The organism is Erwinia plantamica, from assembly GCF_043420595.1.
In the GTDB taxonomy this organism is placed as follows: domain Bacteria; phylum Pseudomonadota; class Gammaproteobacteria; order Enterobacterales; family Enterobacteriaceae; genus Erwinia; species Erwinia aeris.
Window position 1 is genome coordinate 26,106 of record NZ_JBGCUC010000014.1, and the last position, 23,749, is coordinate 49,854.

Consider the following 23,749-nt stretch of genomic DNA (forward strand, 5'->3'; position numbering starts at 1 on the left):
AACCGTTGCAAAATAGCGACAGGCCGTCAATCGGGTGTCTCTTAATGGCGACATTTAACTTATTGATTATGCTGTGTTCCTGAGGTTAATCCTAATCCTGTTCCCGAACGGCGACACTTTCTGCCAGCCGGGCGAACTCTTCTGACGCCATTGCGCCGTACTGTTTTTAAAAAGCTATTTAAAATAAAGCGTTATAATTTAATTCCAAACATGGCATGGAATTTGCTATACTAGGCCCAGCGGCTCATTCACCTGGTTATGACAGCCCTGCGCAAGCGGTCAAGCGCTTCATAACGTTCCGAATGACGCACAATACGGTGCCTGCCGTCCAGCGAGACCGATACAGCTCCGGCTCTATCACACTCAGGGCGCAACGTTGAGTTAGGCACCACCTATTCAGGCATGTCGGGATCCCGGCATCGCATCGCATGACGGCAGGCTCCCTGAGCCTGCCGTTTTTCGTTTTACGCTAAGGCTTTCCTCTCGCAGCACACTCCGTTAGCATCGGGCTGACTAAAAACAGGAGAGCTTCCCGTGAAAAAATGGCGTCTGTTTCCCCGATCGCTGCGCCAGCTGGTGCTGATGGCCTTTCTGCTGGTGCTGCTGCCGCTGCTGGTGCTGGCCTGGCAGGCGTGGGAAAGCCTCTCCGCGCTGAGCAATCAGGCGGCCGATATCAATCGCAATACGCTGACCGATGTGCGCCGCAGCGAGGCGATGGCGCGCACCGCGCTTGAACTGGAACGAAGCTACCGCCAGTACTGCGTGCTGGACGATCCGATGCTGGCGAACCTTTATCAGACTCAACGAACCAAATATGCCCGCATGCTGGAAGAGCAGGCGGCGGCGGTGCCCGACGATCGGCTAACGCAGTCGTTGCAGCAGCTGCTGTCCGGACTGGCGAAAATAGCGTGCGACAACAGCAGTCCTGTTAAGACGGCTTCCGACAATCTGGAACGTTTTTCCGCCGTCAACGGCCGGCTGGTGCAGTCCACGCGTGATGCAGTATTTTCACGTGGGCTACAGCTGCAGCGCGAAATAGCCGAACGCGGCCAGTATTTCGGCTGGCAGGCGCTGATCCTGTTTCTGCTCAGTTTAGGGCTGGTGGTGCTGTTTACCCGCATGATCATCGGGCCGGTCAAGGCGGTCGAGCGCATGATCAACCGGCTGGGTGAAGGGCGTTCGGCCGGGCACAATCTCGCGCTGAAAGGCCCGCGCGAGCTGCGTTCTCTCGGCCAGCGGATCTTATGGCTTAGCGAGCGCCTGGCCTGGCTTGAATCGCAGCGACATGAATTCCTGCGCCATATCTCTCACGAGCTGAAAACGCCGCTGGCCAGCATGCGTGAAGGGACGGCGCTGCTGGCGGATGAAGTCGCCGGCCCGCTGACCACCGATCAGCGCGAGGTGGTCGCCATCCTCGACGAAAGCAGCCGCCATCTGCAACGGCTGATTGAACAGCTGCTGGACTATAACCGCAAGCTTTCAGAGGCGCAGGTGGTGCTGAAGCCGGTGGAGCTGCAACCGCTGATCGAGCGCATCGTCAGCAGCCACAACCTCACGGCACGCAAGCGCCTGATCCAGACCGATATTGCCCTGACCGCCACCGCCTGCCGGGCGGATGAAGCCCTGCTGACAAGGGCGATCGATAATCTCTATTCGAATGCGATACACTACGGCGATGAATCCGGTACCATCTGGATCCGCAGCTGGCCGCAGGGCCGCAAGGTCATCATCGAGGTCGCCAACAGCGGCACGCCGATACCGGATGCGGAGCGGGCGATGATTTTTGAGCCTTTCTTTCAGGGAAGCCAGCAGCGCAAAGGCGCGGTAAAAGGCAGCGGTCTGGGCCTGAGCATCGCCAAAGACTGCGTGCATCGCCTGCTGGGCGATCTACAGCTGACCGCCAGTAAAGAGGCCGACGTCTGCTTTCGCATCGAACTTAACTCCATTGGCGAGAACAAATAATGCGATTACCTTTCTTTTTTCCGGCTGCGGGATCGGTTATGCAGCTGGGCAAATACACGGCAGCCGCGCTGCTGGCTGGCCTGCTGGCCGCCTGCGCGAGCGACGCGCCCGGCGCTAAAATCGTGGGTCATAGCGCGCCCGTAGAACCGGAAGCAAAGATAGTGGACTACCGGCTGGTGGACTGCGCCCGGATCTGGGACGTGGAAGAGAGCAAAACCAGCAATCCGCTTTACTGGCTGCGGGCGACAGACTGCGCGGCGCGGCTTTCTGCCGCTGACGCGCGCGCTCAGGCACGCCAGCAGGGCGGCGACAGCTGGCAGGGCGCTTTCAAAGAGGCGGTGCTGATGGCCAACGGTAACGTCACGCCCGTCGAGCGGCGTCAGTATATGCTCCAGCTGGACGCCTTCAGCCGCGACTATCCCGCCGCCGTGCGCCCGCTGCTTCAGCTGTGGCGCGATAACCAAATGGCGCAGCTGCAGCTCTCCGAGGAGCGCACCCGCTACCATCATTTGCAGCAGACCAGCGATGCCCAGCTGGACGCGCTGCGCCAGCAGCAGGCGACGCTGAACAGCGAGCTTAAAGTCACCCGACGCAAGCTGGACACGCTAACGGATATTGAACGTCAGCTCTCCACGCGCCGTTCGCCCGACGGCAGCGACGGCCACAGCGAGAAAAACGACGCGGAAAAAGGAGCGCAGCGATGATAAAAAAATCGGCAAACCTGCTGCTGGTGGATGACGATCCCGGCCTGTTAAAGCTGTTAGGGATGCGCCTGGGCAGCGAAGGGTTTAGCGTATCCACCGCCGAAAGCGGGCCGGAGGCGCTGCGCACGCTGCAAAACGAGCGCATTGATTTGGTCATCAGCGACCTGCGCATGGATGAAATGAACGGTCTGGCGCTGTTTGCCGAGGTGCAGAAAAGCCATCCCGGCATGCCGGTGATTATTCTTACCGCTCACGGCTCGATCCCCGAAGCCGTTTCCGCCACGCAGCAGGGCGTATTCAGCTTTTTAACCAAGCCGGTGGATCGCGACGCGCTCTATAGCGCCATCGATCAGGCTCTGGCACATCGCGCGCCGGCCAGCGACGACGCCTGGCGGGAAAGCATTGTTACCCGCAGCCCGGTGATGCTGCGGCTGCTGGACCAGGCCAGGATGGTGGCGCAGTCCGACGTCAGCGTGCTGATCAACGGCCAGAGCGGAACCGGAAAAGAGATCCTGGCGCAGGCGATTCATGCCGCCAGCCCGAGAGCCGGCAAGGCTTTTATCGCGATTAACTGCGGCGCGCTGCCGGAGCAGCTGCTGGAGTCCGAGCTGTTCGGCCACGCAAAAGGCGCTTTTACCGGCGCGGTGAGCCAGCGCGAAGGGCTGTTTCAGGCCGCAGAAGGCGGCACGCTGTTTTTAGACGAAATCGGCGATATGCCGCAGGCGCTCCAGGTCAAGCTGTTGCGCGTGCTGCAGGAGCGCAAGGTGCGGCCGCTGGGCAGCAATCGCGATCTGGATATTAACGTACGTATTATTTCCGCCACGCATCGCGATCTGCCGAAGGCCATGGAGAAAAAAGAGTTCCGCGAGGATCTCTATTATCGTCTGAACGTGGTGACGCTGCGCCTGCCGGCGCTGCACGAGCGCGCGGAAGATATTCCGCTGCTGGCGAACCATTTGCTGAAGCAGTCCGCCGAAAGGCATAAGCCCTTTGTCCGCAGCTTTTCTACCGATGCGATGAAGCGCCTGATCGCCGCAAGCTGGCCGGGCAACGTGCGCCAGTTGGTTAACGTCATCGAGCAGTGCGTGGCGTTAAGCTCCGCGCCGGTAATAGGCGAAGCGCTGGTGGAGCAGGCGCTGGCGGGCGAAAACACGGCGCTGCCAACTTTTGTCGAGGCCAGAAACCAGTTCGAGCTGAACTACCTGCGCAAGCTGCTGCAAATGACCAAAGGCAACGTGACGCACGCGGCGCGCCTGGCCGGACGCAACCGCACGGAATTCTACAAGCTGCTGTCGCGCCATGAGCTGGATGCCTCTGATTTTAAAGAATAGTTTTTTTGTGCCGCATCGCGGTGCAGATATGATAGTTTATCTGCCCGGCAAAAGTGACAGACCGCGCGGCGGATCCTGTCTGCTGCACATATACTGAATACGCTTACCCTCCGGCTGGCGAGGGAACAACAAGGGTCTGCCATGAAAAAGATCGATGCAATTATCAAACCGTTCAAACTGGATGATGTGCGCGAGGCGCTGGCTGAAGTCGGCATCACCGGGATGACCGTGACCGAAGTGAAGGGGTTTGGCCGCCAGAAAGGGCACACCGAACTTTATCGCGGCGCGGAATATATGGTCGATTTTCTGCCGAAAGTTAAAATCGAGATCGTTATCGCCGACGATATTGTGGATACCTGCGTGGAAACGATTATGCGCACCGCCCAGACCGGGAAAATCGGCGATGGCAAAATTTTTGTCTTCGACGTGGCGCGCGTGGTGCGTATCCGTACCGGCGAAGAAGATGAAGAAGCGATCTGAGTCGCCTGTCTTCAGGTAAAAAAGGCCGGACTATCCGGCCTTTTGCGTATTAAAGCACTTTATGCGGGCCGAATACCTCATAGTGCACGCGCTCAACCGCTACTCCCATGCTCACCAGCTGTTCAGCGATATGCTGCATAAAGCCTACCGGGCCACAAAGATAGAAGTGCATTGCCGGATCGCTGAGCTGCTCTGCGATCGGCAGCAGATCCATCAGGCCCGGCGTCTGATAGCGATCGCTATCGTCGGGCTGCGGATCCCGATACCAGATATGCTGTGAAAACTGCGCCAGCTGCTGGCCCGTCGCTACAACCTCATCAGCAAAAGCGTGGGTTTTGCCGTTATCTGCCGCGTGCAGCCAGCGTACCGGCGCAGGGTGGTGCTGTTCCGCCAGCACGTGCAGCATCGCCAGCATCGGCGTCTGACCGACGCCCGCTGAAATCAGCGTGACCGGCGTTTGCGGCGTGATATTCAGGAAGAAATCTCCGGCAGGCGCTGCCAGGCGCACCTCGTCGCCCACTTTGGCGTGATCGTGCAGCCAGCCGGAAACCGTTCCGCCCGCCTCATGCCGCACCGCAATCCGGTAATCTTTGCCGTTTGGCGAACGCGTCAGGGAATACTGGCGGATCTCCTGATTAGCAAAGCTTTTTTCCCGCAGCCAGACGCCCAGATACTGCCCGGCCTGATAATCGGCTACCGGCTGACCATCAACCGGGCTGAAGACAATACTTTTTATTACTTCGCTTTGTGGCGTAATCTCGCTGATGCGGAACGCGCGCGGCGTCCGCCAGCCACCCACTTTTTGTTCCGACGCCTCATACAGCTCTTCTTCACGCTTAATAAACACGTTGGCCAGCACGCCATAGGCTTTTCCCCACGCATCCAGCACTTCCTGGCCGGGGCTGAGCATCTCATCCAGCGTGGCCAGCAGGTGTTCGCCCACTACCTGGTAATGTTCAGGCTGCACGGCAAAGCTGGTGTGCTTCTGCGCGATTTTCTCAACCGCCGGCAGAATAGCGGGCAGGTTTTCAATATTGCCCGCATAGGCGCAGATAGCGTTGAACAGAGCTTCACGCTGGTTGCCGTTGCGCTGGTTGCTCATATTGAAGATGTCTTTCAGCTCCGGATGATGGCTGAACAGCCGATCGTAAAAGTGGGCGGTAAGGGCGGGGCCGGTAGCCAGCAAAGCCGGGATGGTCGCTTTGATGGTGCTGATAGTGCGGGCGTCTAACATGGCGAACTCCTGAGGATTTTTATAAGTTGCATTTTAAATGCATCTTATAGCGAAACACGTCACGCTGTAAATAACCTTTAACCAGACAAGGGCATTTATTACCAAAAAAAAGGGTCGATGTTGAAAAACCTGCACGTAGATGATGATGAAACAGACGAGCCGCCACGCCAGGGAAAAAGAGAACTAACCCTTGCCAGCGCTGGAGCCAATCGTTTGCGTAAAAACCCTGCTTTCCGGCTATCCCTGAGCAGGCAAAACGGTTTACACTGTTGGCCTTCGCCCAAAAGGGCCGTTCAATGCCGAATAGATTGTTAGCTGAGTCAGGAGAAGCGGATGTTAAAGCGTGATATGAATATTGCCGATTATGATGCCGAGTTGTGGCAGGCAATGGAGCAGGAGAAAGTGCGTCAGGAAGAGCATATTGAACTGATTGCTTCGGAAAACTACACCAGTCCGCGCGTCATGCAGGCGCAGGGATCTCAGCTGACCAACAAATATGCGGAAGGCTATCCGGGCAAGCGCTACTACGGCGGCTGTGAGTATGTTGATATCGTAGAGCAGCTGGCGATCGATCGCGCTAAAGAGCTGTTCGGCGCCGATTTCGCCAACGTGCAGCCGCACTCCGGTTCTCAGGCTAACTTTGCCGTTTATACCGCGCTGCTGCAGCCGGGCGATACCATTCTGGGCATGAACCTGGCGCACGGCGGCCATCTGACCCACGGCTCCCCGGTTAACCTTTCCGGCAAGCTGTACAACGTGGTGCCTTACGGCATCGACGAGACCGGCAAAATCGATTATGACGATCTGGCCGCGCAGGCGCAGAAGCACAAGCCGAAAATGATCATCGGCGGTTTCTCTGCCTACTCCGGCATCTGCGACTGGGCGAAAATGCGTGAAATCGCTGACAGCATCGGCGCTTACCTGTTTGTCGACATGGCGCACGTCGCCGGTCTGATTGCCGCAGGCGTTTACCCGAACCCGGTTCCGCACGCGCATATCGTAACCACCACCACCCATAAAACCCTGGCGGGCCCGCGCGGCGGCCTGATCCTGGCGAAGGGCGGGGATGAAGATTTCTATAAAAAGCTGAACTCCGCCGTCTTCCCTGGCGGCCAGGGCGGCCCGCTGATGCACGTGATTGCCGGTAAAGCGGTAGCGCTGAAAGAAGCGATGGAGCCGGAGTTCAAGGTCTATCAGCAGCAGGTTGCCAAAAACGCTAAAGCGATGGTGGAAGTCCTGCTGGAGCGCGGTTACGACATCGTTTCCGGCGGCACCTATAACCACCTGTTCCTGATCGATCTGGTGAGCAAAGGCCTGACCGGTAAAGAAGCTGATGCGGCGCTGGGCCGTGCCAACATCACCGTTAACAAAAACAGCGTGCCGAACGATCCGAAAAGCCCGTTTGTGACTTCCGGCATCCGTATTGGCTCGCCAGCGGTGACTCGTCGCGGCTTTAAGGAAGCGGAAGTGCGCCAGCTGGCCGGCTGGATCAGCGACATTCTTGACAATATCAACGATGAAACGACCATCGAACGCGTGAAAAAGCAGGTGCTGGAACTGTGCGCCCGCTTCCCGGTGTACGCGTAAAAGCCATAAGCCTGCGGGATGCGGTATCCCGCTTCAGAACGCCGGAGAATTTTCCGGCGCGACAACGAAACGGGACGCTACGTCCCGTTTTTTTCGTCTGTACATTGCCGGAGGAAAAATGGCAATCCGTTCTGCGTGGTGGCTGGGGCTGGGCTACTTCACCTACTTCTTTACCTACGGCGTCTGGCTGCCGTTCTGGGCCGTCTGGCTGAAAGGCATCGGACTTGATGCGGAAAAAATCGGCCTTTTATTAGGCGTCGGCATGGTTTCCCGCTTTACCGGCAGCCTGCTTATCGCTTCCCGCGTGACGACGCCTTCGCGCCTGATTAGCGTGCTGCGTCTGCTGGCGGGGCTGTCGCTGCTGTTTGCCCTGGGCTTTTGGTTTAGCGCGTTCTGGGTCTGGCTACTGCTGGTCATGATTGGCTTCAACCTGTTTTTCTCTCCGCTGGTGCCGCTGAGCGACGCGCTGGCCGCCACCTGGCAACGGCAGATTGCAATGGCTTACGGCCCGGTCAGGCTGTGGGGATCGCTGGCGTTTGTTATCAGCTCGGCGCTGACCGGCGTGCTGGTTAACGCTTTCTCTTACCAGGCGATCCTGTGGCTGCTCTGTGCAGGAACGGCGGCGATGCTCGGCGGGATGCTGCTTCGCCCGGCGACCCCGCCGCAGGGGAGCGACAAGGTTGTCGCACGTGCGGGCTGGCAGGACTGGCAGCGGCTGCTGAAATCATCCTGGCGCTTTCTGCTCTGCGTCACCCTGATGCAGGGCGCGCACGCGGCCTATTATGGCTTTAGCGCTATCTGGTGGCAGGATGCAGGCTATTCGGCGAGCGTGGTGGGCTACCTCTGGTCCTTGGGCGTGGTGGCAGAAATTATCGTGTTTGCCTCCAGCAACCGGCTTTTTGGGCGCTGGACCGCACGGGACCTGCTGCTGCTCTCCGGCGTATGTGCGCTGATCCGCTGGAGCCTGATGGCCTCAACCACGGCGCTGCCGCTGCTGATCGTGGCGCAGATCCTGCACTGCGGCAGCTTTACCATTTGTCACCTGGCGGCGATGCGCTTTATCGCCGCCAGGGAAGGCGCCGAGGTTATTCGTCTGCAGTCCGTATATTCGGCGCTGGCGATGGGCGGCGGCATTGCGGTAATGACGATAGTCTGCGGGGCGCTGTTCCAGCATCTGCACGGCGATATATTTTGGGTGATGGCGCTGCTGGTGGTGCCGGCGCTGTTTCTGCGGCCGGAAAAGAGCGCTCGCATTGCGGCGAAAACCTAATCGCACTGCGGCTTTGCTAAAATACTCCCCCTTTGCGCGTAGCGCATTGGGGGAAGTACCTCAGAACTTATGCTTGACGATAATGTAGCCGTTAAACCTTACGGCACAATCCTTATCATTCACAAAAGGCGACACAGTTAACCGCACGGGCGGCGGCCTCTCAACAGGCAAAAAGTAAAAATCAGGCAACAAGGTATTCAGAGCCATTGGGCATTGATTTTATGCAAAACAGGCGCTTTGCCCGCAAGTCTAACCTGCTTTTCGCAGGCGTGGGTCAGGACTCCAGCAGCAGCCTGATACGATCCTGCTGATGCGGCTGTAGCGGCAGTTCCGCATGGATTAACGGCGGAGAGTAGAGCGGCAGCGGCGTGGCATAGGGCGTAATCACCAGCGCAATACCCTTTGGGGCGCTGCTGCGCTGATATTCCGCCACGTCCAGATATTTGATGTTCAGCGGCAGCAGCGTTAATTCCCGGAGCTGCTGTTCGAGCTCTTTTTCCAGCGCGGCATCTTTTCCGGTTAGCAGCAGTACCTGTTTTTCCTGCAGCACGTTTTCCTGCATCAGCCACGCGCCGAAAATAATAGCAATAAGCCCCATCTCTTCTTCAGAAAAACGCAGCGAGTAGCGCTGTTCAAAGCTGACTATTGCCGCCTGGGTGGTACGCAACAGCCGTGGATAAAGCTGCAGAACCTCTTCCGCCAGGCTGTTATCAATGCCGATACCAAACAGGGATCGCTCCAGCGCCTGCGCCATGTGCGTATAGAGCTGTTCGCACAGGCCCTGCACGTTGCCGATACGGTGACCGGAAAGCATCTGAAATTGCTCAATCAGCCGATAAATATCGGCAAGCAGCTGCTGCTCATAGTCATAACGGATCCCGGCGAGGGTGGGCGTATGAAGCTGGCTGAATAGCAGGGCAAGCAAGCAGGCAATATTCGCCTCCGGCGCGGCCTTACAGCGTTTTTGCCAGTGCTGCACAATCTCCTGCGCTACCTGATATTCCCGACGCTTTGCCAGCCAGGCCTGCTGGGCCTCATTAAATGACAGGGGCGCCTGGCGACCCAGCGAATGCTGCATAAACAGCGCCAGAAACTGACAGTCGCGCGGCGTAAACTCTCGTGACAAACCCTGCGCGCAGTGGTGAACCAGCGCATTCAGGTTATGGTCATCATAAAGGGCTTTTTCTATCCGCAGCGTTTGCAGCTGCTGCTTCAGCGCCGGAGAAAAATGCTGCCGAACAAAATCAGGGCTTAGCCGCAGCGCGCGTTTAAGCCAATGCAGCAGGCAAAGCCGCCGATCCAGTTCCGCACCGTCAATCCGATAGCCGTCAGTAGCGTGCTGTAGCAGCGACAGCCGGTGATAGCGCTGGATTTCTGCCGTGACCTCCGCTATATCTTGCCGGGCCACGGAAGGATCCACGCCGTTGAGCTGGCACAATAGCTCCAGCGTGACGCTGCCTGGCAGATAAAGCAGTAATAGCAGATGGCAGCGTCGCTGCGGACTGGAGAAAGCAGCTGGCCCGATTAGAGGTTGAGTCATGATCTGCTGTCCCGATAAAAGTCACCCCGCTAAGAATAGCGTGACCCGGTCGGACTAAACCGACAGCCAGCAGATTTTTTTGTAGCTTTTAAGGCAGGTCACAGATTTTTTCACCGGTTGGATAAGGAGCAGGTATTGTTACGTTATAACATTTTTATCAGACTGCTGTGCATAGCGCTGCTGATGGTAATGCCGCAAGCATGGAGCCATCCCCATAGCTTTATCGCTATGCAGGCCACGCTGGTGCAGCAGGACGATCGGCTGACCGGCCTGAAAATGCACTGGGTGATGGATGAGATCACCTCCGCCGATTTATTGTACGACGCGGGCAAAGCCAAACCGGATTCGGTGGTCTGGAAAAAACTGGCGGCGGAAGTGATGGCCAACGTGATGGCGCAGCATTATTTCGCCGAGTTTTGGCATAAAGGCAAGCCGGTGAAATTTGGCAACTTACCGCCGGAATACCGGCTGTCGCGAGAGGGAAACAAAGCCGTGCTGGAGTTTATTCTGCCGCTGGACGAACCGCAGCCGCTGGCCGGACAGCGCTACACCTTTTCCATTTTCGATCCGACTTACTTTGTCGATATGACTTTTGCATCCGAACAATCGCTGCATCTTCCGCCAGAGCTGGCGCAGCGCTGCCGATTGACGCTTAAAACGCCCAATCCCAACGCTTCGCTCCAGACCTATGCGCTGTCGCTGGATAAAGCCGATGCGCCGCCTGCCGATATGGATCTTGGCCGTCAGTTTGCCCAAACGGTGACCTTATTATGTCAGTGATGTCCGTAGCGCAGCGATCCCGCAGCCGCTGGCTTCAGGCGTGGCCGCTTTACCTGCTGCTGCTGATATTTATCGCAGCGGGCGCGGCGGCCTGGCTGTACTGGCCGCAATTATTGCTGCAAAGCGTGGTCTGGCAGCGCAATTTGCATGTGGAGATGACGGCGCTGCTGCAGCAGGTGGCGAGCCGGCCGCATCAGGTCGGCCTGACGCTGATGGGGTTCAGCCTGATTTATGGCATCCTGCACGCGCTTGGGCCGGGCCACGGCAAAGTAGTGATCGCAACGTTTCTGGCTACGCATCCCACGAAGATGAACACCAGCATCCGGCTGACCCTGGCCGCAGCCCTCCTACAGGGCGGCGTGGCGATTGCGCTGGTGACGATAATGCTGGTGGTGCTACAGCTCTCTTCCCGCCAGCTGCATGTGGGCAGCTACTGGCTGGAAAAGGGCAGTTATCTGCTGGTAGTCGGGCTGGGGCTGTGGTTGTGCTGGCGAGCGGGCGGCAGAATTGTGCGCCTGCTGAAAAAGCCCCGGCTTGCCGTTCGCCGCCTGGTGCCTGTAGAACAGGACCATCAGCACGGCGCACACTGCGGCTGCGGGCATCAGCACGTGCCGGATAGTGGGATGCTGGATAAGGCGGTCAGCGGTAAAACCAAAGCGCTGGTGGTGCTGTCAATGGGGCTGCGGCCGTGCTCCGGCGCGATTATGATGCTGCTGTTTTCTAAAGTGATCGGCGTTTACGCATGGGGCGTGCTTTCCGCACTGGCGATGGCGGTGGGAACGGCCGTTACGGTAACGGCTATGGCCGTGCTGGTGCAGGTTTCGCGCGCGCTGGCGCTGAAGCTGAGTCGACGAGAAAACGCGCAGAGCGATCGCGCTTTTATCTGGGCAACGCTGTCGCTGGCAGGCGGCCTGCTGCTGCTGGCAACCGGCGTAATGCTGTGGTTGAGCGCGCAGCCTGCGTTATCCGGCGGGATACGACCGCTTTTTTAAATGCGCGGCAATAAAAAAGGGCTGAACAAACGTTCAGCCCTTTCTTGAGAGTGATTTAGCGCTTCAGCGCTTCGCTCAGCTCGTCGCGCATGGTCGCCAGCATCGCTTTTACCACGCGTGGGTTACCGGCGACGATGTTGCCGGAGTGCATATAGCCATGCGCGCCAACGAAGTCGGTCACCAGGCCGCCTGCTTCACGTACCAGCAGCTCGCCCGCGGCGAAATCCCACGGCTTCAGGCCGATTTCAAAGTAGCCGTCCACGCGGCCGGCGGCAACGTAAGCCAGATCCAGCGCGGCAGAACCGGTGCGACGGAAATCCGCGCACTGGGTAAAGAGTTTACCCACGATATTGATATACGGCGTGGCGTGCTGCTTCAGCTTGAACGGGAAACCGGTCGCCAGGATGGTGCCATCCAGATCGCGAGCGGTAGAGCCGCGCAGGCGATAGCCGTTCAGCTGGGTGCCCTGGCCGCGTACGGCGCTGAACAGTTCGTTACGCATTGGATCGTAAACCACGGCCACTTCGGTGCGGCCTTTGATACGTACGGCGATAGAAATACAGAAATGCGGCAGGCGCTTAATGAAGTTAGTAGTGCCATCCAGTGGATCGATAACCCATTGCACATCCTTGTCTTCTCCGGGCAGCTCACCGCTTTCTTCACAAATAATGGTGTGCTTTGGATAAGACTTGCGGATCACCTCAATAATCAGGCGCTCGGCGTCGCGGTCAACATTGGTAACGAAGTCGTTGCTGCCTTTCTGGCTGGCTTCAACGGCGTCTGGCGTTTCATAATTCTTGGCAATTAAATTACCGGCCTTGCGCGCAGCGCGCACGGCGATGTTGAGCATCGGATGCATCGGTCTCTCTCACTGGATGTTAAAGAACGGAAAACGGCGCGGATTATAGCAGGGGGCTCGGTAAAAGTCCTGAAAATATGTTAACATTGGCAAATTATCTCACAGACCTGAACTCCTATGCTGCATAACATCCGAATCGTGCTGGTGGAAACTTCTCACACCGGCAATATGGGATCCGTCGCTCGCGCGATGAAAACCATGGGCCTGACCAACCTTTATCTGGTCAATCCGCTGGTCAAACCTGACTCGCAGGCTATCGCACTGGCCGCTGGCGCCAGCGACGTGATTGGCGAAGCGCACATTGTTGACACGCTTGATGAAGCGCTGGCCGGCTGCAGTCTGGTGGTTGGCACCAGCGCCCGTTCGCGTTCGCTACCGTGGCCGATGCTCGATCCGCGCGAGTGCGGCATCAAGAGCGTGCAGGAAGGGCAGCAGGCGCCGGTTGCGCTGGTGTTTGGCCGCGAGCGCGTGGGCCTGACCAACGAAGAGCTGCAAAAGTGCCACTATCACGTAGCCATTGCCGCTAACCCGGAGTATAGCTCGCTCAACCTGGCGATGGCGGTACAGATCATCGCTTATGAAGTGCGCATGGCGTTTTTGCAATCGCAGGAAACCACGCAGCCCGACTACGAAGAGTCGCCTTATCCGCTGGTCGACGACCTTGAGCGCTTTTACCAGCATATGGAACAGATGATGGTGAGAAGCGGCTTTATACGTGAAGGCAATCCCGGCCAGGTGATGAGCAAGATGCGCCGCCTTTATACGCGGGCGCGTCCGGAGCGCGACGAGCTGAATATTCTGCGCGGCATGCTCTCTTCGCTGGAAAAGCCAAAGAGCGAGAAGTAGTCGAGGCGCGCAAAAAAGCAGCGGTAATAGTTGAGTAAATTACCAGGTTAAATACTTGAGTGAATTACTCGGTTAAATAGTTGACCAAAACACTCAGGAATGGCAGACTTCGACCATCAAATGTTCACGAACAACCGAGGTCGTTTACGCCATGAGACTGACATCCAAAGGCCGTTATGCCGTTACCGCTATGCTTGATGTTGCGCTGCACTCGCACGAAGGGCCAGTACCTTTAGCTGATATTTCAGAGCGTCAGGGCATTTCGCTGTCCTACCTGGAGCAGCTTTTCTCTCGCCTGCGTAAAAACGGTCTGGTGGCCAGCGTACGTGGGCCAGGCGGCGGCTATCTGCTGGGCAAAGCGTCCGGCGAGATTGCGGTTGGCGCGGTGATCACCGCCGTGGATGAGTCTGTAGATGCGACCAAGTGTCAGGGCAAAGAAGGCTGTCAGGGCGGCGAACGCTGTCTGACCCACGTGCTGTGGCGCGACCTGAGCGAGCGCATCAGCGACTTCCTGAACAACATTACGCTGGCGGAACTGGTGAACAACCAGGAAATCCTGGATGTGGCCGATCGTCAGAACAACACTGAAAAAGCGCGCGTGCCGGCCGGCCGCCTGCATGAAACGATTAACGTCAATCTGCGAGCCTGATTAAAGCGGCGGCGAAAGCCGTCGTCCTCATACCACTCTGTGTCGGGGACGATGGTCACCGACGCGGCAGACCGCATTGAATGACATACTTAACTGTACGGAGTTCAACGCAATGAAAGTCCCGATTTACCTTGATTACGCCGCCACCACGCCCGCCGATCCCCGCGTAGCGCAAAAAATGGTGCAGTTTCTGACCCTTGACGGGACTTTTGGCAATCCGGCTTCCCGCTCCCATCGCTTTGGCTGGCAGGCGGAAGAAGCGGTCGACGTCGCCCGCAACCAGGTTGCCGAACTGATTGGTGCCGATCCCCGCGAAATCGTTTTTACCTCTGGCGCAACCGAATCCGATAATCTGGCCATCAAAGGCGCGGCCGAACTCCAGCAGGAGAAAGGCAAACACATCATCACCAGCCAGACCGAGCACAAAGCCGTGTTGGATACCTGTATCCAGCTGGAGCGCGAAGGGTTCGAGGTAACTTACCTGGCCCCGCAGGCCGACGGCATTATCACGCTGCAACAGCTGCAGGACGCGATGCGCGACGACACCATCCTGGTTTCCATTATGCACGTCAATAATGAAACCGGCGTGGTGCAGGATATTGCAGCTATCGGCGAGCTGTGCCAGTCGCGCGGCGTTCTCTTCCACGTTGACGCCACGCAGAGCGTCGGCAAGCTGCCGGTGGATCTCAGCGAGCTGAAAGTCGACCTGATGTCTTTTTCCGCGCATAAGCTCTATGGCCCGAAAGGCATCGGCGGACTTTACGTGCGCAGAAAGCCCCGTATCCGTATCGCCGCGCAGATCCACGGCGGTGGTCACGAGCGCGGCATGCGTTCCGGCACGCTGCCCGTGCATCAAATCGTCGGCATGGGCGAGGCCTACCGTATCGCAAAGGAAGAGATGAGCAGCGAAAGCGCCCGGCTTAACCTGCTGCGCAGAACCCTGTGGGCGGGCCTGAGCGAAATTGACGAGGTGTATCTTAACGGTAGCCTGGAGCAGAGCGCGCCGAATATCCTTAACGTCAGCTTTGCGCACGTGGACGGCGAATCGCTGATTATGGCGCTGAAAGATCTGGCGCTCTCCTCCGGCTCCGCCTGCACCTCGGCCAGCCTTGAACCTTCCTATGTCCTGCGCGCGCTGGGCCTGAGCGAAGAGCTGGCGCACAGTTCGCTGCGCTTTTCGCTGGGGCGCTTTACCACGGGTGAGGAGATCGAATACGCTATCGAGCTGGTGCGTAAATCCATTACCCGCCTGCGTGACTTGTCTCCGCAATGGCGAGCGGCGTCTTCGCGCTAATCTTTTCCGTTCTACGGGCTGTTTAGCCCGTTATGCTTAATCTGTTAATCTTAAAACGAACAGGCAGCGTTATCGCTGCCGTCGGCCGTTGCAAGGTCGATATAACAAATTTTTAACAAGGAGCCAGGTTATGACAACCACGCCAATGATCATTACGCTGTCGACGACAGCGGCGGATGCGCGCTGGGGCGAAAAAGCGACCCTGACCAGCAACGACAGCGGCATGACCATCCACCTTAACGGCGGCGATGTGCTGACCACCATTCAGCGCGCGGCGCGCAAAATCGACGGGCAGGGCATTCGTCACGTCAGCCTGCAGGGCGACTGGGACCTGGAAAAAAGCTGGGCCTTCTGGCAGGGCTATCGCGGGCCGAAAGGCGAAAGAAAAGTTGAATGGGCCGCGCTGAGCGAGGCGGATCGGGCCGAGCTCGATCGTCGTCTGAAAATCATCGACTGGGTGCGCGACACCATCAACCTTCCGGCGGAAGAACTTAGCCCGGAGCAGCTGGCGCAGCGCGCGGTCGATCTGCTCTGCGGCGTGGCGGGCGAAAAGGCCAGCTACCGCATTACCAAAGGCGAGGATCTGCGTCTTCAGGGCTACAGCGGTCTGCATACGGTAGGACGCGGCTCAACACGCAGCCCGGCGCTGCTGGCGCTGGACTATAACCCGACGGGCGATGAGAAAGCGCCGGTCTTCGCCTGCCTGGTGGGCAAAGGCATCACCTTTGATACCGGCGGCTACAGCCTGAAACCCAGCGGCTCGATGGATTCAATGAAGTCGGATATGGGCGGTGCCGCCACGCTGACCGGCGCGCTGGCGCTGGCTATCGATCGCGGACTGGATAAGCGCGTGAAGCTGTATCTCTGCTGCGCCGACAACATGGTCAGCGGCAACGCTTTCCGTCTGGGCGATATTATTCGTTACCGCAACGGGAAAAGCGTAGAGGTGATGAACACCGATGCGGAAGGGCGCCTGGTGCTGGCGGACGGCCTGATCGACGCCAGCGAACAGAACCCGCAGCTGATGATCGATGCGGCGACGCTGACCGGCGCGGCCAAAACGGCGCTGGGCAACGATTATCACGCGCTGTTCAGCTTTGATGACGCGCTGGCGCAGTCGCTGCTGGAGAGCGCCGCCAGCGAGAACGAACCTTTCTGGCGACTGCCGCTGGCCGAGTTCCATCGCGGCTATCTGCCTTCTAACTTTGCCGATTTAAACAATATTGCCGCGCCTTCGCATACGGCAGGCGCCAGCACGGCCGCCGCGTTTCTGTCGCACTTTGTGAAGCACTATCAGCAGGGCTGGCTGCATATCGACTGCTCAGCGACCTACCGTAAAGGCGCGGTGGATCAGTGGTCTGCCGGCGCGACCGGACTGGGCGTACGTACCGTGGCGAATCTGCTGCTGAAATAGAACGTGTAGCCGGGCGCTGCGCCCGGCGCTTTGACTGGAAGCAAGCAATGAACGAAATCAACCAGCGCCTGGAAGAGGTGTTGAAACTGGCGGCGACCGAGCCTGCGCACCGCCCGGAGTTCTTTACGTTACTGATGGAAGCCAGCGTCTGGGTGCCTGGCGAAAGCGTGGAGCAGGCCGATGCGGAGCTGCAGCACTGGGAAAAAGAGGACGGCACCAGCATTATTCCCTTTTTCACCTCAGAGCAGGCGCTACAGCAGGCCGTCACCGAAGAACAGCCTTTTCTGGTGATGCCGGTACGCACGCTGTTTGCCATGACTCAGGGCGAAACGCTGTTTCTGAATCCCAAACTGCCCGTCGGCAAGGAGTTTTCGCCGGGGGAAATCAGCAGCCTGTTGGGGAAAGAGGGCAACGCCCTGAGCCAGCAAACGGTGCTGGAAGGCGGCGCTTCGCTGCTGCTGTCGGAAATTGCCGAACCGCCTGCGCAAACCATCGCCTCGCTAACGGAGCTGTTTGCTAAACATAAGCAGGTGCGGCGCGCATGGGTGGCGCATATTAAAGAAGCGGCGGACGCGAAGCCTAATTTGCTAATTGGCATTGAAGCCGACGGTGATATCGAAAATATCATTCAGGCGGCGGGCAGCGTGGCGACCGATACGCTGTTAGAGGATGAGCCGGTAGATATTTGCGAAGTAGTGGATAATGACAATATCAGCCACTTCTTTACCGCGCATATCACGCCCTTTTATGAACGGCGGTGGGGCAGCTTCCTGCGCTCGCTTAAGCAGGACAGGATCCTGTAAAGCGCCGGGCGACTTCTGCTTTGCTGATGGCGTTAAAACAGCGCGGCCAGTGTAAATAGCCGCGCTGAATATCGATCGCCATCGCCCGTCTTAATAAGGCTTTCCTTCCGGCCGCCGGGGCGGCTGTTTATCGGGTAGCGATCGGCAAATCGTCGCGGCTACCCCATTCGCCCCAGGAGCCGTCATAAAGCGTGACGTTTTCCACGCCCAGCGACGTCAGCGCCAGGATCAGCACGACCGCCGTCACGCCGGAGCCGCAGCTGGCCACCACCGGCTCGTCGAGCTTCACGCCCTGACGCTGGAAAATGGCCGTCAGCGCCTCCGGCGACTTCAGCTGACCGTTTTCCACCAGTTCGTTCCACGGCACGTTCAGGCTGCCGGGAATATGACCGCGATGCAGGCCCGGACGCGGCTCGTCCACTTCACCGTAAAACCTGTTGGCGGCTCTGGCGTCGACAATCTGCGCGCCGCCTTCATGGCTGATGACCATCACGTCGGTGATCCGCTTCACCACGGCCGGATCGAAACTGGCCTCGAACTCCGCTTCCGGCAGCGCGACGTCGCCGGTAGCCACCTCGTAACCGGCTTCGCGCCAGCCGCTCAGTCCGCCGGCCAGAATGGAAACCGAGGCTACGCCGAACTGACGCAGCATCCACCAGGCGCGCGGCGCAGAGAAGAGATTACCCTCATCGTAAACCACTAAATGTTTTTCGCTGCTGACGCCCAGCTCGCGCATCGCCACGGCAAAAGCCTCCGCTCGCGGCAGCATATGCGGATAAGGGCTGGCAGGGTCGGAAAGCGCTTCGATATTGAAAAAAGGCGCGTCCGGCAGATGGCCCGCACGGTACTCCGCCTGAATATCGCGAACCTTCTCCTGGCCCGGCGGCAGCATACGCGCGTCCAGTACCTGAATATCATCATCGGCATAGTGTTCCGCCAGCCAGTCGGCGGTCACAAACAAAGAGCAAGTCATAGCGGCCTCGCAACAGGAATAGTTGCCCTGAGTGTCGGTTATCCTGACGGGCATCTCAAGATCTTCTCGGGTTTTCTCCACGCCGGGCGGCGAGCTGAAGCATTTTTGCGCGATTGCGCACTAAGGTTGCCAGTCTGTAGGCGCTTAAGCGACTTTTTTAACGATTTGTTGAATATCCGATAGGAATGCGGGCTTATGCCCCCTATAATCGGCGCCATTTTCCCGGCCGGGGAGCCTTTTCACCGGCCAAACTCGACATCAAACAGGGGTCACTATGACTATCGAACGTACTTTTTCTATCGTAAAACCAAACGCGGTGGCAAAAAACGTAATTGGTGCCATTTTTAACCGTTTTGAAAGCGCTGGCTTCAAAATCGTTGGCACCAAAATGCTGCACCTGACCAAAGAGCAGGCTGAAGGCTTCTACGCAGAACACCAGGGTCGTCCTTTCTTCGACGGCCTGGTTGAATTCATGACCTCTGGCCCGGTAGTGGTTTCCGTGCTGGAAGGCGAAAACGCCGTACAGCGTCACCGCGATCTGATGGGCGCAACTAACCCGGACAACGCGCTGGCTGGTACGCTGCGTGCCGACTACGCGGACAGCTTCACCGAGAACGCGACCCACGGTTCTGACTCTGCCGAGTCTGCCGCTCGCGAAATCGCCTTCTTCTTTGGCGAAGGCGAAGTGTGCCCACGCACTCGTTAATTATTGATTATTGATGGCAGGGGAATGCGGCGCGTTTACAATTTATTTTCATAACGCCCTTTAATCCGCAGACGCTCTGCCTGTACAATAATGCGCCCCTGCTCAGCGGGGGCGTTTCATTTATACTTCTTATTAACCTCCCCAGCGCCATAACGTGTAACAACGAGGCCAGAGAATATTATGTCTGAACAAATTGTCACCCCGTCATCTGCTATCACCACGCCAAAAAAAGAAAAAATCAACCTGCTCGATCTGAACCGTCAGCAAATGCGCGAATTTTTTGTTGGCCTGGGCGAAAAGCCGTTCCGTGCCGATCAGGTAATGAAGTGGATTTATCACTACTGCTGTGATGATTTCGATGAGATGACCGACATCAACAAGGTTTTCCGCGGCAAGCTGAAAGAGCTGGCCGAAATCCGCGCGCCGGAAGTGGCGGAAGAGCAGCGCTCGGCGGACGGCACCATCAAATGGGCGATCACGGTCGGTGGCCAGCAGGTGGAAACCGTTTATATTCCGGAGAAAGATCGCGCTACGCTGTGCGTCTCCTCGCAGGTCGGCTGCGCGCTGGAGTGTAAATTCTGCTCGACCGCGCAGCAGGGCTTCAACCGCAACCTGCGCGTATCCGAAATCATCGGCCAGGTCTGGCGCGCGGCTAAAATTATCGGCGCGTCGAAAGTGACCGGCCAGCGTCCTATCACCAACGTGGTGATGATGGGCATGGGCGAGCCGCTGCTCAACCTGAATAACGTTGTCCCGGCGATGGAAATCATGCTGGACGATTTCGGCTTCGGGCTGTCAAAACGCCGCGTGACGCTGTCCACCTCCGGGGTCGTTCCCGCGCTGGACAAGCTGGGCGATATGATCGACGTAGCGCTGGCGATTTCGCTACATGCGCCAAACGACGCTATCCGCGACGAAATCGTGCCGATCAACAAAAAATATAATATCGAAACCTTCCTGGCTTCCGTCGCGCGCTACATCTCCAAGTCCAACGCCAATCAGGGCCGCGTGACCATCGAGTATGTCATGCTGGATCACGTCAACGACAGCACCGATAACGCGCATGAGCTGGCCGCGCTGCTGAAAGAGACGCCGTGCAAGATTAACCTTATTCCGTGGAACCCCTTCCCGGGCGCGCCGTATGGCCGGAGTTCGAACAGTCGCATCGATCGCTTCTCTAAAGTGTTGATGGATTATGGTTTTACCACTATTGTGCGTAAGACCCGCGGCGATGATATTGATGCCGCCTGCGGCCAGCTTGCTGGTGAAGTCATCGACCGCACGCGCCGCACGATGCGTAAAAAAATGGCCGGCGAAGCGATTTCTGTGAAAGCGCTCTGAAAGCCAGGCTCGCGGCTTGTCCGCTGAGTAAAAGGGCGTAACATCGCTTCCGCTAAGGAGGCGATGATGAATAAGGGATTATCATTTTGGCTGGTCGCGCTGCTGCTTGCGGGCTGTAGCCTGACGACACCGCGCAGCGAGCTGGCCGGGACGCGACTACAATTAGGCCTGGCCTGGCTGGCGCAGGATCAGCTGGCCCCGGCGGAACGCAATTTACGACAGGCGCTGCAGCTGGCGCCTGACGACTATCGCTGCAGGCTTGCCATGGCGCGCTATTTTCAGCGCGTGGGCGACAACGCCGCGGCGCAGGAGCATTACCGAAAAGCCGTGGCGCTGGCAGGACAAAACCGTGACGTAATCAATAATTACGGTGCGTTTCTCTGTCTTTTAGGGCAGTATGATGCGGCCCAGCAGCAGTTCAGTAAGGCGATCCGAATACCGGGTCGCGCCGACGCCCTGGAGAATGCCGGCTATTGCTATCTGCGCGCGGGTGAAGCGCAGAAGGCCAAAGCCGCGTTGCTGGAAGCGACGCAAAACGATGCGGAAAAGGGCGCTGCGCTGCTGGCGGAAGCCGAAAGGCGATTTGGAAAGAACGAGCGCGATTCATCGCGGCTCCTGTTAGATGTTTATCAACACAACTTTGCCGCTTCGGCGCAGAGCTTGTGGTTAGAGATTCGCTTCGCCGCGCGGGCAGGGCATCCGGAGAGCATCCGGCTTGCCGGGGAACAGCTGGCGCGAAATTTTCCACAATCGATACAGTACCTGCATTTTTTAGCTAATGAATACTGAAGCCACTCAAGATAAATCAGCAGTAAATTCAACAGGCGAGCGCCTGCGCGTAGCCCGTGAGCAAATGGGCCTGTCTCAGCAGAACGTTGCGGAGCGCCTTTGCCTGAAACTTTCCACCGTCCGCGATATTGAAGAGGACAAGGCGCCTGCGGATCTGGCGTCTACCTTCCTGCGTGGCTATATCCGTTCTTACGCCCGGCTGGTGCACGTGCCGGAAGAAGAGCTGCTGCCGATGATGGCGAAACAGGCACCCGTACGGGCTGCTAAAGTCGAGCCGATGCAGAGTTTTTCCCTGGGCAAACGCCGCAAAAAACGCGACGGCTGGCTGATGATTTTTACCTGGCTGGTGCTGTTTGTGGTGGTAGGCCTGACCGGCGCATGGTGGTGGCAGAACCACAAGGCGGCGCAGGACGATCTGGTTTCAATGGCCGATCAGAATGTCGGCGCAGGCGGCGATAACAGCCAGTCCATTCCGCTGAACAACAGCGGCGCGGACGGCATGTCGCCAGCTGAAGAGGCGCCGACGGCGCCGGCCCAGAGCGCGCCTGCGGATACCGCGGCCGCGCCTGACGCTGCTGCCACTTCTTCTGCGGCCAATACTTTAGCCGCCGCGACCGGTTCAGCCGCCTCTGCAGCCAATACTTCAGCCGCTGCTACTGGCTCAGCCGCGCCGGTTGCGGTTTCGCCTTCGCAGGTGCCGGCCGACAACGGCCAGATGCCGACGGCTTCTGCAGGCGTTAGCGCGCCAGCCGCCGAGGCCAATGCGCTGGTTATGAACTTCAGCAAAGAGTGCTGGCTGGAAGTTTCCGATGCGACAGGCAAGAAACTGTTCAGCGGGATCCAGCGTAGTGGTGGTAAACTCAGCCTTTCCGGCACGGCGCCATATCGTCTTAAGATTGGCGCGCCGGGCGCCGTTCAGATCCAGTATCAGGGCCAGCCGGTCGATCTGAGTCGTTTTATCCGTAGCAACCAGGTTGCCCGCCTGACAGTCGGTGCGCAATAACGCATCTTCTGGTCGCGAGTAATTTCGGAGAAAGAATATGCATAACGAAGCACCCATTATCCGTCGCAAATCAAAGCGCATTTACGTCGGCCAGGTGCCAGTGGGCGACGGCGCGCCTATCGCCGTCCAGTCCATGACCAATACGCGAACCACCGATGTGGCCGCAACGGTTAACCAAATCAAAGCGCTTGAGCGCGTCGGCGTTGATATCGTTCGCGTCTCTGTTCCCACCATGGATGCCGCCGAAGCGTTCCGCCTTATCAAGCAGCAGGTTAACGTCCCGCTGGTTGCCGATATCCATTTTGACTACCGTATCGCGCTGAAAGTGGCTGAATACGGCGTTGACTGCCTGCGCATCAACCCCGGCAATATCGGCAACGAAGAGCGTATTCGGCAGGTCGTTGACTGCGCGCGTTACAATAATATCCCAATCCGTATCGGCGTTAACGCCGGATCGCTGGAAAAGGATCTGCAGGAAAAGTATGGCGAGCCGACGCCGCAGGCGCTGCTGGAATCCGCTATGCGCCATGTCGATCACCTCGATCGTCTTAACTTCGATCAGTTCAAGGTCAGCGTAAAAGCGTCGGACGTGTTCCTGGCGGTGGAGTCGTATCGCCTGCTGGCTAAGCAGATCGAGCAGCCGCTGCACCTGGGCATTACCGAGGCAGGCGGCGCGCGCGCCGGCGCGGTGAAATCCGCGATTGGCCTGGGCCTGCTGCTGTCGGAAGGCATTGGCGATACGCTGCGTATTTCGCTGGCGGCCGATCCAATCGAAGAGGTGAAAGTCGGTTTTGATATTCTGAAATCGCTGCGCATTCGCTCCAGAGGCATTAACTTTATCGCCTGTCCAACCTGCTCCCGTCAGGAGTTTGATGTGATCGGCACCGTTAACGCACTGGAGCAGCGTCTGGAAGATATCATTACGCCCATGGACGTTTCTATTATCGGCTGCGTGGTCAACGGGCCGGGCGAGGCGCTGGTTTCCACGCTGGGCGTCACCGGCAGCAACAAGAAAAGCGGGTTTTACGAGGACGGCGTGCGCCTGCGCGAGCGTCTGGATAACCACGATATGATTGACCAGCTGGAAGCGCGTATTCGTGCCAAAGCCGCGATGATGGACGAATCCCGTCGTATCGATGTGCAGCAGGTTGAAAAATAAATAATGGCGGGGCGGGCCGCAGCTTGCGCGTCC

The 23,749-nt window shown here is 58.1% G+C and carries 22 protein-coding genes; 18 read left to right on the forward strand and 4 right to left on the reverse strand.

The annotated features are described in order from the left end of the window. Positions 1–534: 534 nt before the first annotated feature. The 4 genes from AB3U87_RS15195 to glnB all read left to right on the forward strand — a co-directional run bounded on the left by AB3U87_RS15195 (position 535) and on the right by glnB (position 4,477). A complete protein-coding gene (locus tag AB3U87_RS15195) occupies positions 535–1,962 on the forward strand; it encodes a sensor histidine kinase (protein ID WP_301252049.1) in 1,428 nt (475 codons plus the stop codon). Between the two features lie 38 nt (positions 1,963–2,000). After that, complete coding sequence (gene qseG / locus AB3U87_RS15200; protein ID WP_253459268.1) at positions 2,001–2,666, forward strand: two-component system QseEF-associated lipoprotein QseG; 666 nt, start codon at positions 2,001–2,003, stop codon at positions 2,664–2,666. Then, positions 2,663–3,997 (forward strand): two-component system response regulator GlrR, encoded by a 1,335-nt coding sequence (gene glrR / locus AB3U87_RS15205; RefSeq protein WP_253459270.1) that lies wholly within the window; start codon positions 2,663–2,665, stop codon positions 3,995–3,997. Before qseG ends, glrR begins: the two co-directional genes overlap by 4 nt. A gap of 141 nt (positions 3,998–4,138) precedes the next feature. Continuing rightward, the gene (gene glnB / locus AB3U87_RS15210; protein WP_125289509.1) at positions 4,139–4,477 is read left to right on the forward strand and encodes a nitrogen regulatory protein P-II; all 339 of its coding nucleotides are present in this window, start codon (positions 4,139–4,141) and stop codon (positions 4,475–4,477) included. Positions 4,478–4,526: 49 nt separating this feature from the next. Here glnB and hmpA read toward each other — a convergent pair whose 3' ends face one another. Continuing rightward, on the reverse strand, positions 4,527–5,711 hold the full coding sequence (hmpA, locus tag AB3U87_RS15215) for an NO-inducible flavohemoprotein (protein ID WP_301252048.1): 1,185 nt from the start codon (positions 5,709–5,711) through the stop codon (positions 4,527–4,529). A gap of 333 nt (positions 5,712–6,044) precedes the next feature. On the opposite strand from hmpA, the gene glyA reads away from it, so the two are divergent. Both glyA and AB3U87_RS15225 read left to right on the forward strand, forming a co-directional pair. Beyond that, on the forward strand, positions 6,045–7,298 hold the full coding sequence (gene glyA / locus AB3U87_RS15220) for a serine hydroxymethyltransferase (RefSeq protein ID WP_301730817.1): 1,254 nt from the start codon (positions 6,045–6,047) through the stop codon (positions 7,296–7,298). A gap of 118 nt (positions 7,299–7,416) precedes the next feature. Then, entirely contained in the window at positions 7,417–8,568 is a 1,152-nt protein-coding gene (locus AB3U87_RS15225) for a 3-phenylpropionate MFS transporter (RefSeq protein WP_253459279.1), read from the forward strand. A 274-nt stretch (positions 8,569–8,842) separates the two neighbouring features. On the opposite strand, the gene csiE is transcribed toward AB3U87_RS15225, so the two are convergent. Then, positions 8,843–10,108: a stationary phase inducible protein CsiE gene (gene csiE / locus AB3U87_RS15230; RefSeq protein ID WP_394149608.1), complete on the reverse strand. Its 1,266-nt coding sequence runs from the start codon at positions 10,106–10,108 to the stop codon at positions 8,843–8,845. Between the two features lie 183 nt (positions 10,109–10,291). Between csiE and AB3U87_RS15235 the strand changes: the two genes are divergently transcribed. Further along, positions 10,292–10,888, forward strand: coding sequence for a DUF1007 family protein (locus AB3U87_RS15235; RefSeq protein ID WP_301730876.1), 597 nt, complete (start codon positions 10,292–10,294; stop codon positions 10,886–10,888). After that, positions 10,879–11,880 (forward strand): nickel/cobalt transporter, encoded by a 1,002-nt coding sequence (locus tag AB3U87_RS15240; RefSeq protein WP_394149610.1) that lies wholly within the window; start codon positions 10,879–10,881, stop codon positions 11,878–11,880. Before AB3U87_RS15235 ends, AB3U87_RS15240 begins: the two co-directional genes overlap by 10 nt. A 55-nt stretch (positions 11,881–11,935) precedes the next feature. Here AB3U87_RS15240 and suhB read toward each other — a convergent pair whose 3' ends face one another. Continuing rightward, a complete protein-coding gene (gene suhB, locus AB3U87_RS15245; RefSeq protein WP_253459288.1) occupies positions 11,936–12,739 on the reverse strand; it encodes an inositol-1-monophosphatase in 804 nt (267 codons plus the stop codon). A 117-nt stretch (positions 12,740–12,856) separates the two neighbouring features. Between suhB and trmJ the strand changes: the two genes are divergently transcribed. The 5 genes from trmJ (at position 12,857) to sseB (ending at position 17,745) form a co-directional block, all read left to right on the forward strand. Next, positions 12,857–13,585 (forward strand): tRNA (cytosine(32)/uridine(32)-2'-O)-methyltransferase TrmJ, encoded by a 729-nt coding sequence (gene trmJ, locus AB3U87_RS15250; RefSeq protein WP_253459291.1) that lies wholly within the window; start codon positions 12,857–12,859, stop codon positions 13,583–13,585. A gap of 151 nt (positions 13,586–13,736) precedes the next feature. Beyond that, entirely contained in the window at positions 13,737–14,234 is a 498-nt protein-coding gene (gene iscR, locus AB3U87_RS15255; protein WP_253459294.1) for a Fe-S cluster assembly transcriptional regulator IscR, read from the forward strand. 112 nt (positions 14,235–14,346) lie between these two features. Then, a complete protein-coding gene (locus tag AB3U87_RS15260; RefSeq protein WP_253459297.1) occupies positions 14,347–15,528 on the forward strand; it encodes an IscS subfamily cysteine desulfurase in 1,182 nt (393 codons plus the stop codon). A 130-nt stretch (positions 15,529–15,658) separates the two neighbouring features. Next, positions 15,659–16,942 carry an aminopeptidase PepB gene (gene pepB, locus AB3U87_RS15265; RefSeq protein WP_253459300.1) on the forward strand — a complete coding sequence of 428 codons (1,284 nt, stop codon included), beginning with the start codon at positions 15,659–15,661 and terminating at the stop codon, positions 16,940–16,942. A 47-nt stretch (positions 16,943–16,989) separates the two neighbouring features. Then, positions 16,990–17,745, forward strand: coding sequence for an enhanced serine sensitivity protein SseB (gene sseB / locus AB3U87_RS15270; protein WP_253459304.1), 756 nt, complete (start codon positions 16,990–16,992; stop codon positions 17,743–17,745). A gap of 127 nt (positions 17,746–17,872) precedes the next feature. Here sseB and sseA read toward each other — a convergent pair whose 3' ends face one another. Continuing rightward, positions 17,873–18,718 (reverse strand): 3-mercaptopyruvate sulfurtransferase, encoded by an 846-nt coding sequence (gene sseA / locus AB3U87_RS15275; protein ID WP_253459307.1) that lies wholly within the window; start codon positions 18,716–18,718, stop codon positions 17,873–17,875. A 274-nt stretch (positions 18,719–18,992) separates the two neighbouring features. Here sseA and ndk point away from each other — a divergent pair, with 274 nt between their 5' ends. The 5 genes from ndk (at position 18,993) to ispG (ending at position 23,716) form a co-directional block, all read left to right on the forward strand. Further along, the gene (ndk, locus tag AB3U87_RS15280; RefSeq protein ID WP_125289523.1) at positions 18,993–19,424 is read left to right on the forward strand and encodes a nucleoside-diphosphate kinase; all 432 of its coding nucleotides are present in this window, start codon (positions 18,993–18,995) and stop codon (positions 19,422–19,424) included. 180 nt (positions 19,425–19,604) lie between these two features. Next, positions 19,605–20,765 (forward strand): dual-specificity RNA methyltransferase RlmN, encoded by a 1,161-nt coding sequence (gene rlmN / locus AB3U87_RS15285; RefSeq protein ID WP_253459309.1) that lies wholly within the window; start codon positions 19,605–19,607, stop codon positions 20,763–20,765. Positions 20,766–20,831: 66 nt separating this feature from the next. Then, positions 20,832–21,554, forward strand: coding sequence for a type IV pilus biogenesis/stability protein PilW (pilW, locus tag AB3U87_RS15290; protein ID WP_301252041.1), 723 nt, complete (start codon positions 20,832–20,834; stop codon positions 21,552–21,554). Continuing rightward, positions 21,544–22,557 (forward strand): cytoskeleton protein RodZ, encoded by a 1,014-nt coding sequence (gene rodZ, locus AB3U87_RS15295; protein ID WP_394149615.1) that lies wholly within the window; start codon positions 21,544–21,546, stop codon positions 22,555–22,557. The genes pilW and rodZ overlap by 11 nt, the downstream gene beginning before the upstream one ends. A 37-nt stretch (positions 22,558–22,594) precedes the next feature. Then, complete coding sequence (ispG, locus tag AB3U87_RS15300; RefSeq protein WP_125289527.1) at positions 22,595–23,716, forward strand: flavodoxin-dependent (E)-4-hydroxy-3-methylbut-2-enyl-diphosphate synthase; 1,122 nt, start codon at positions 22,595–22,597, stop codon at positions 23,714–23,716. Positions 23,717–23,749 lie beyond the last annotated feature (33 nt).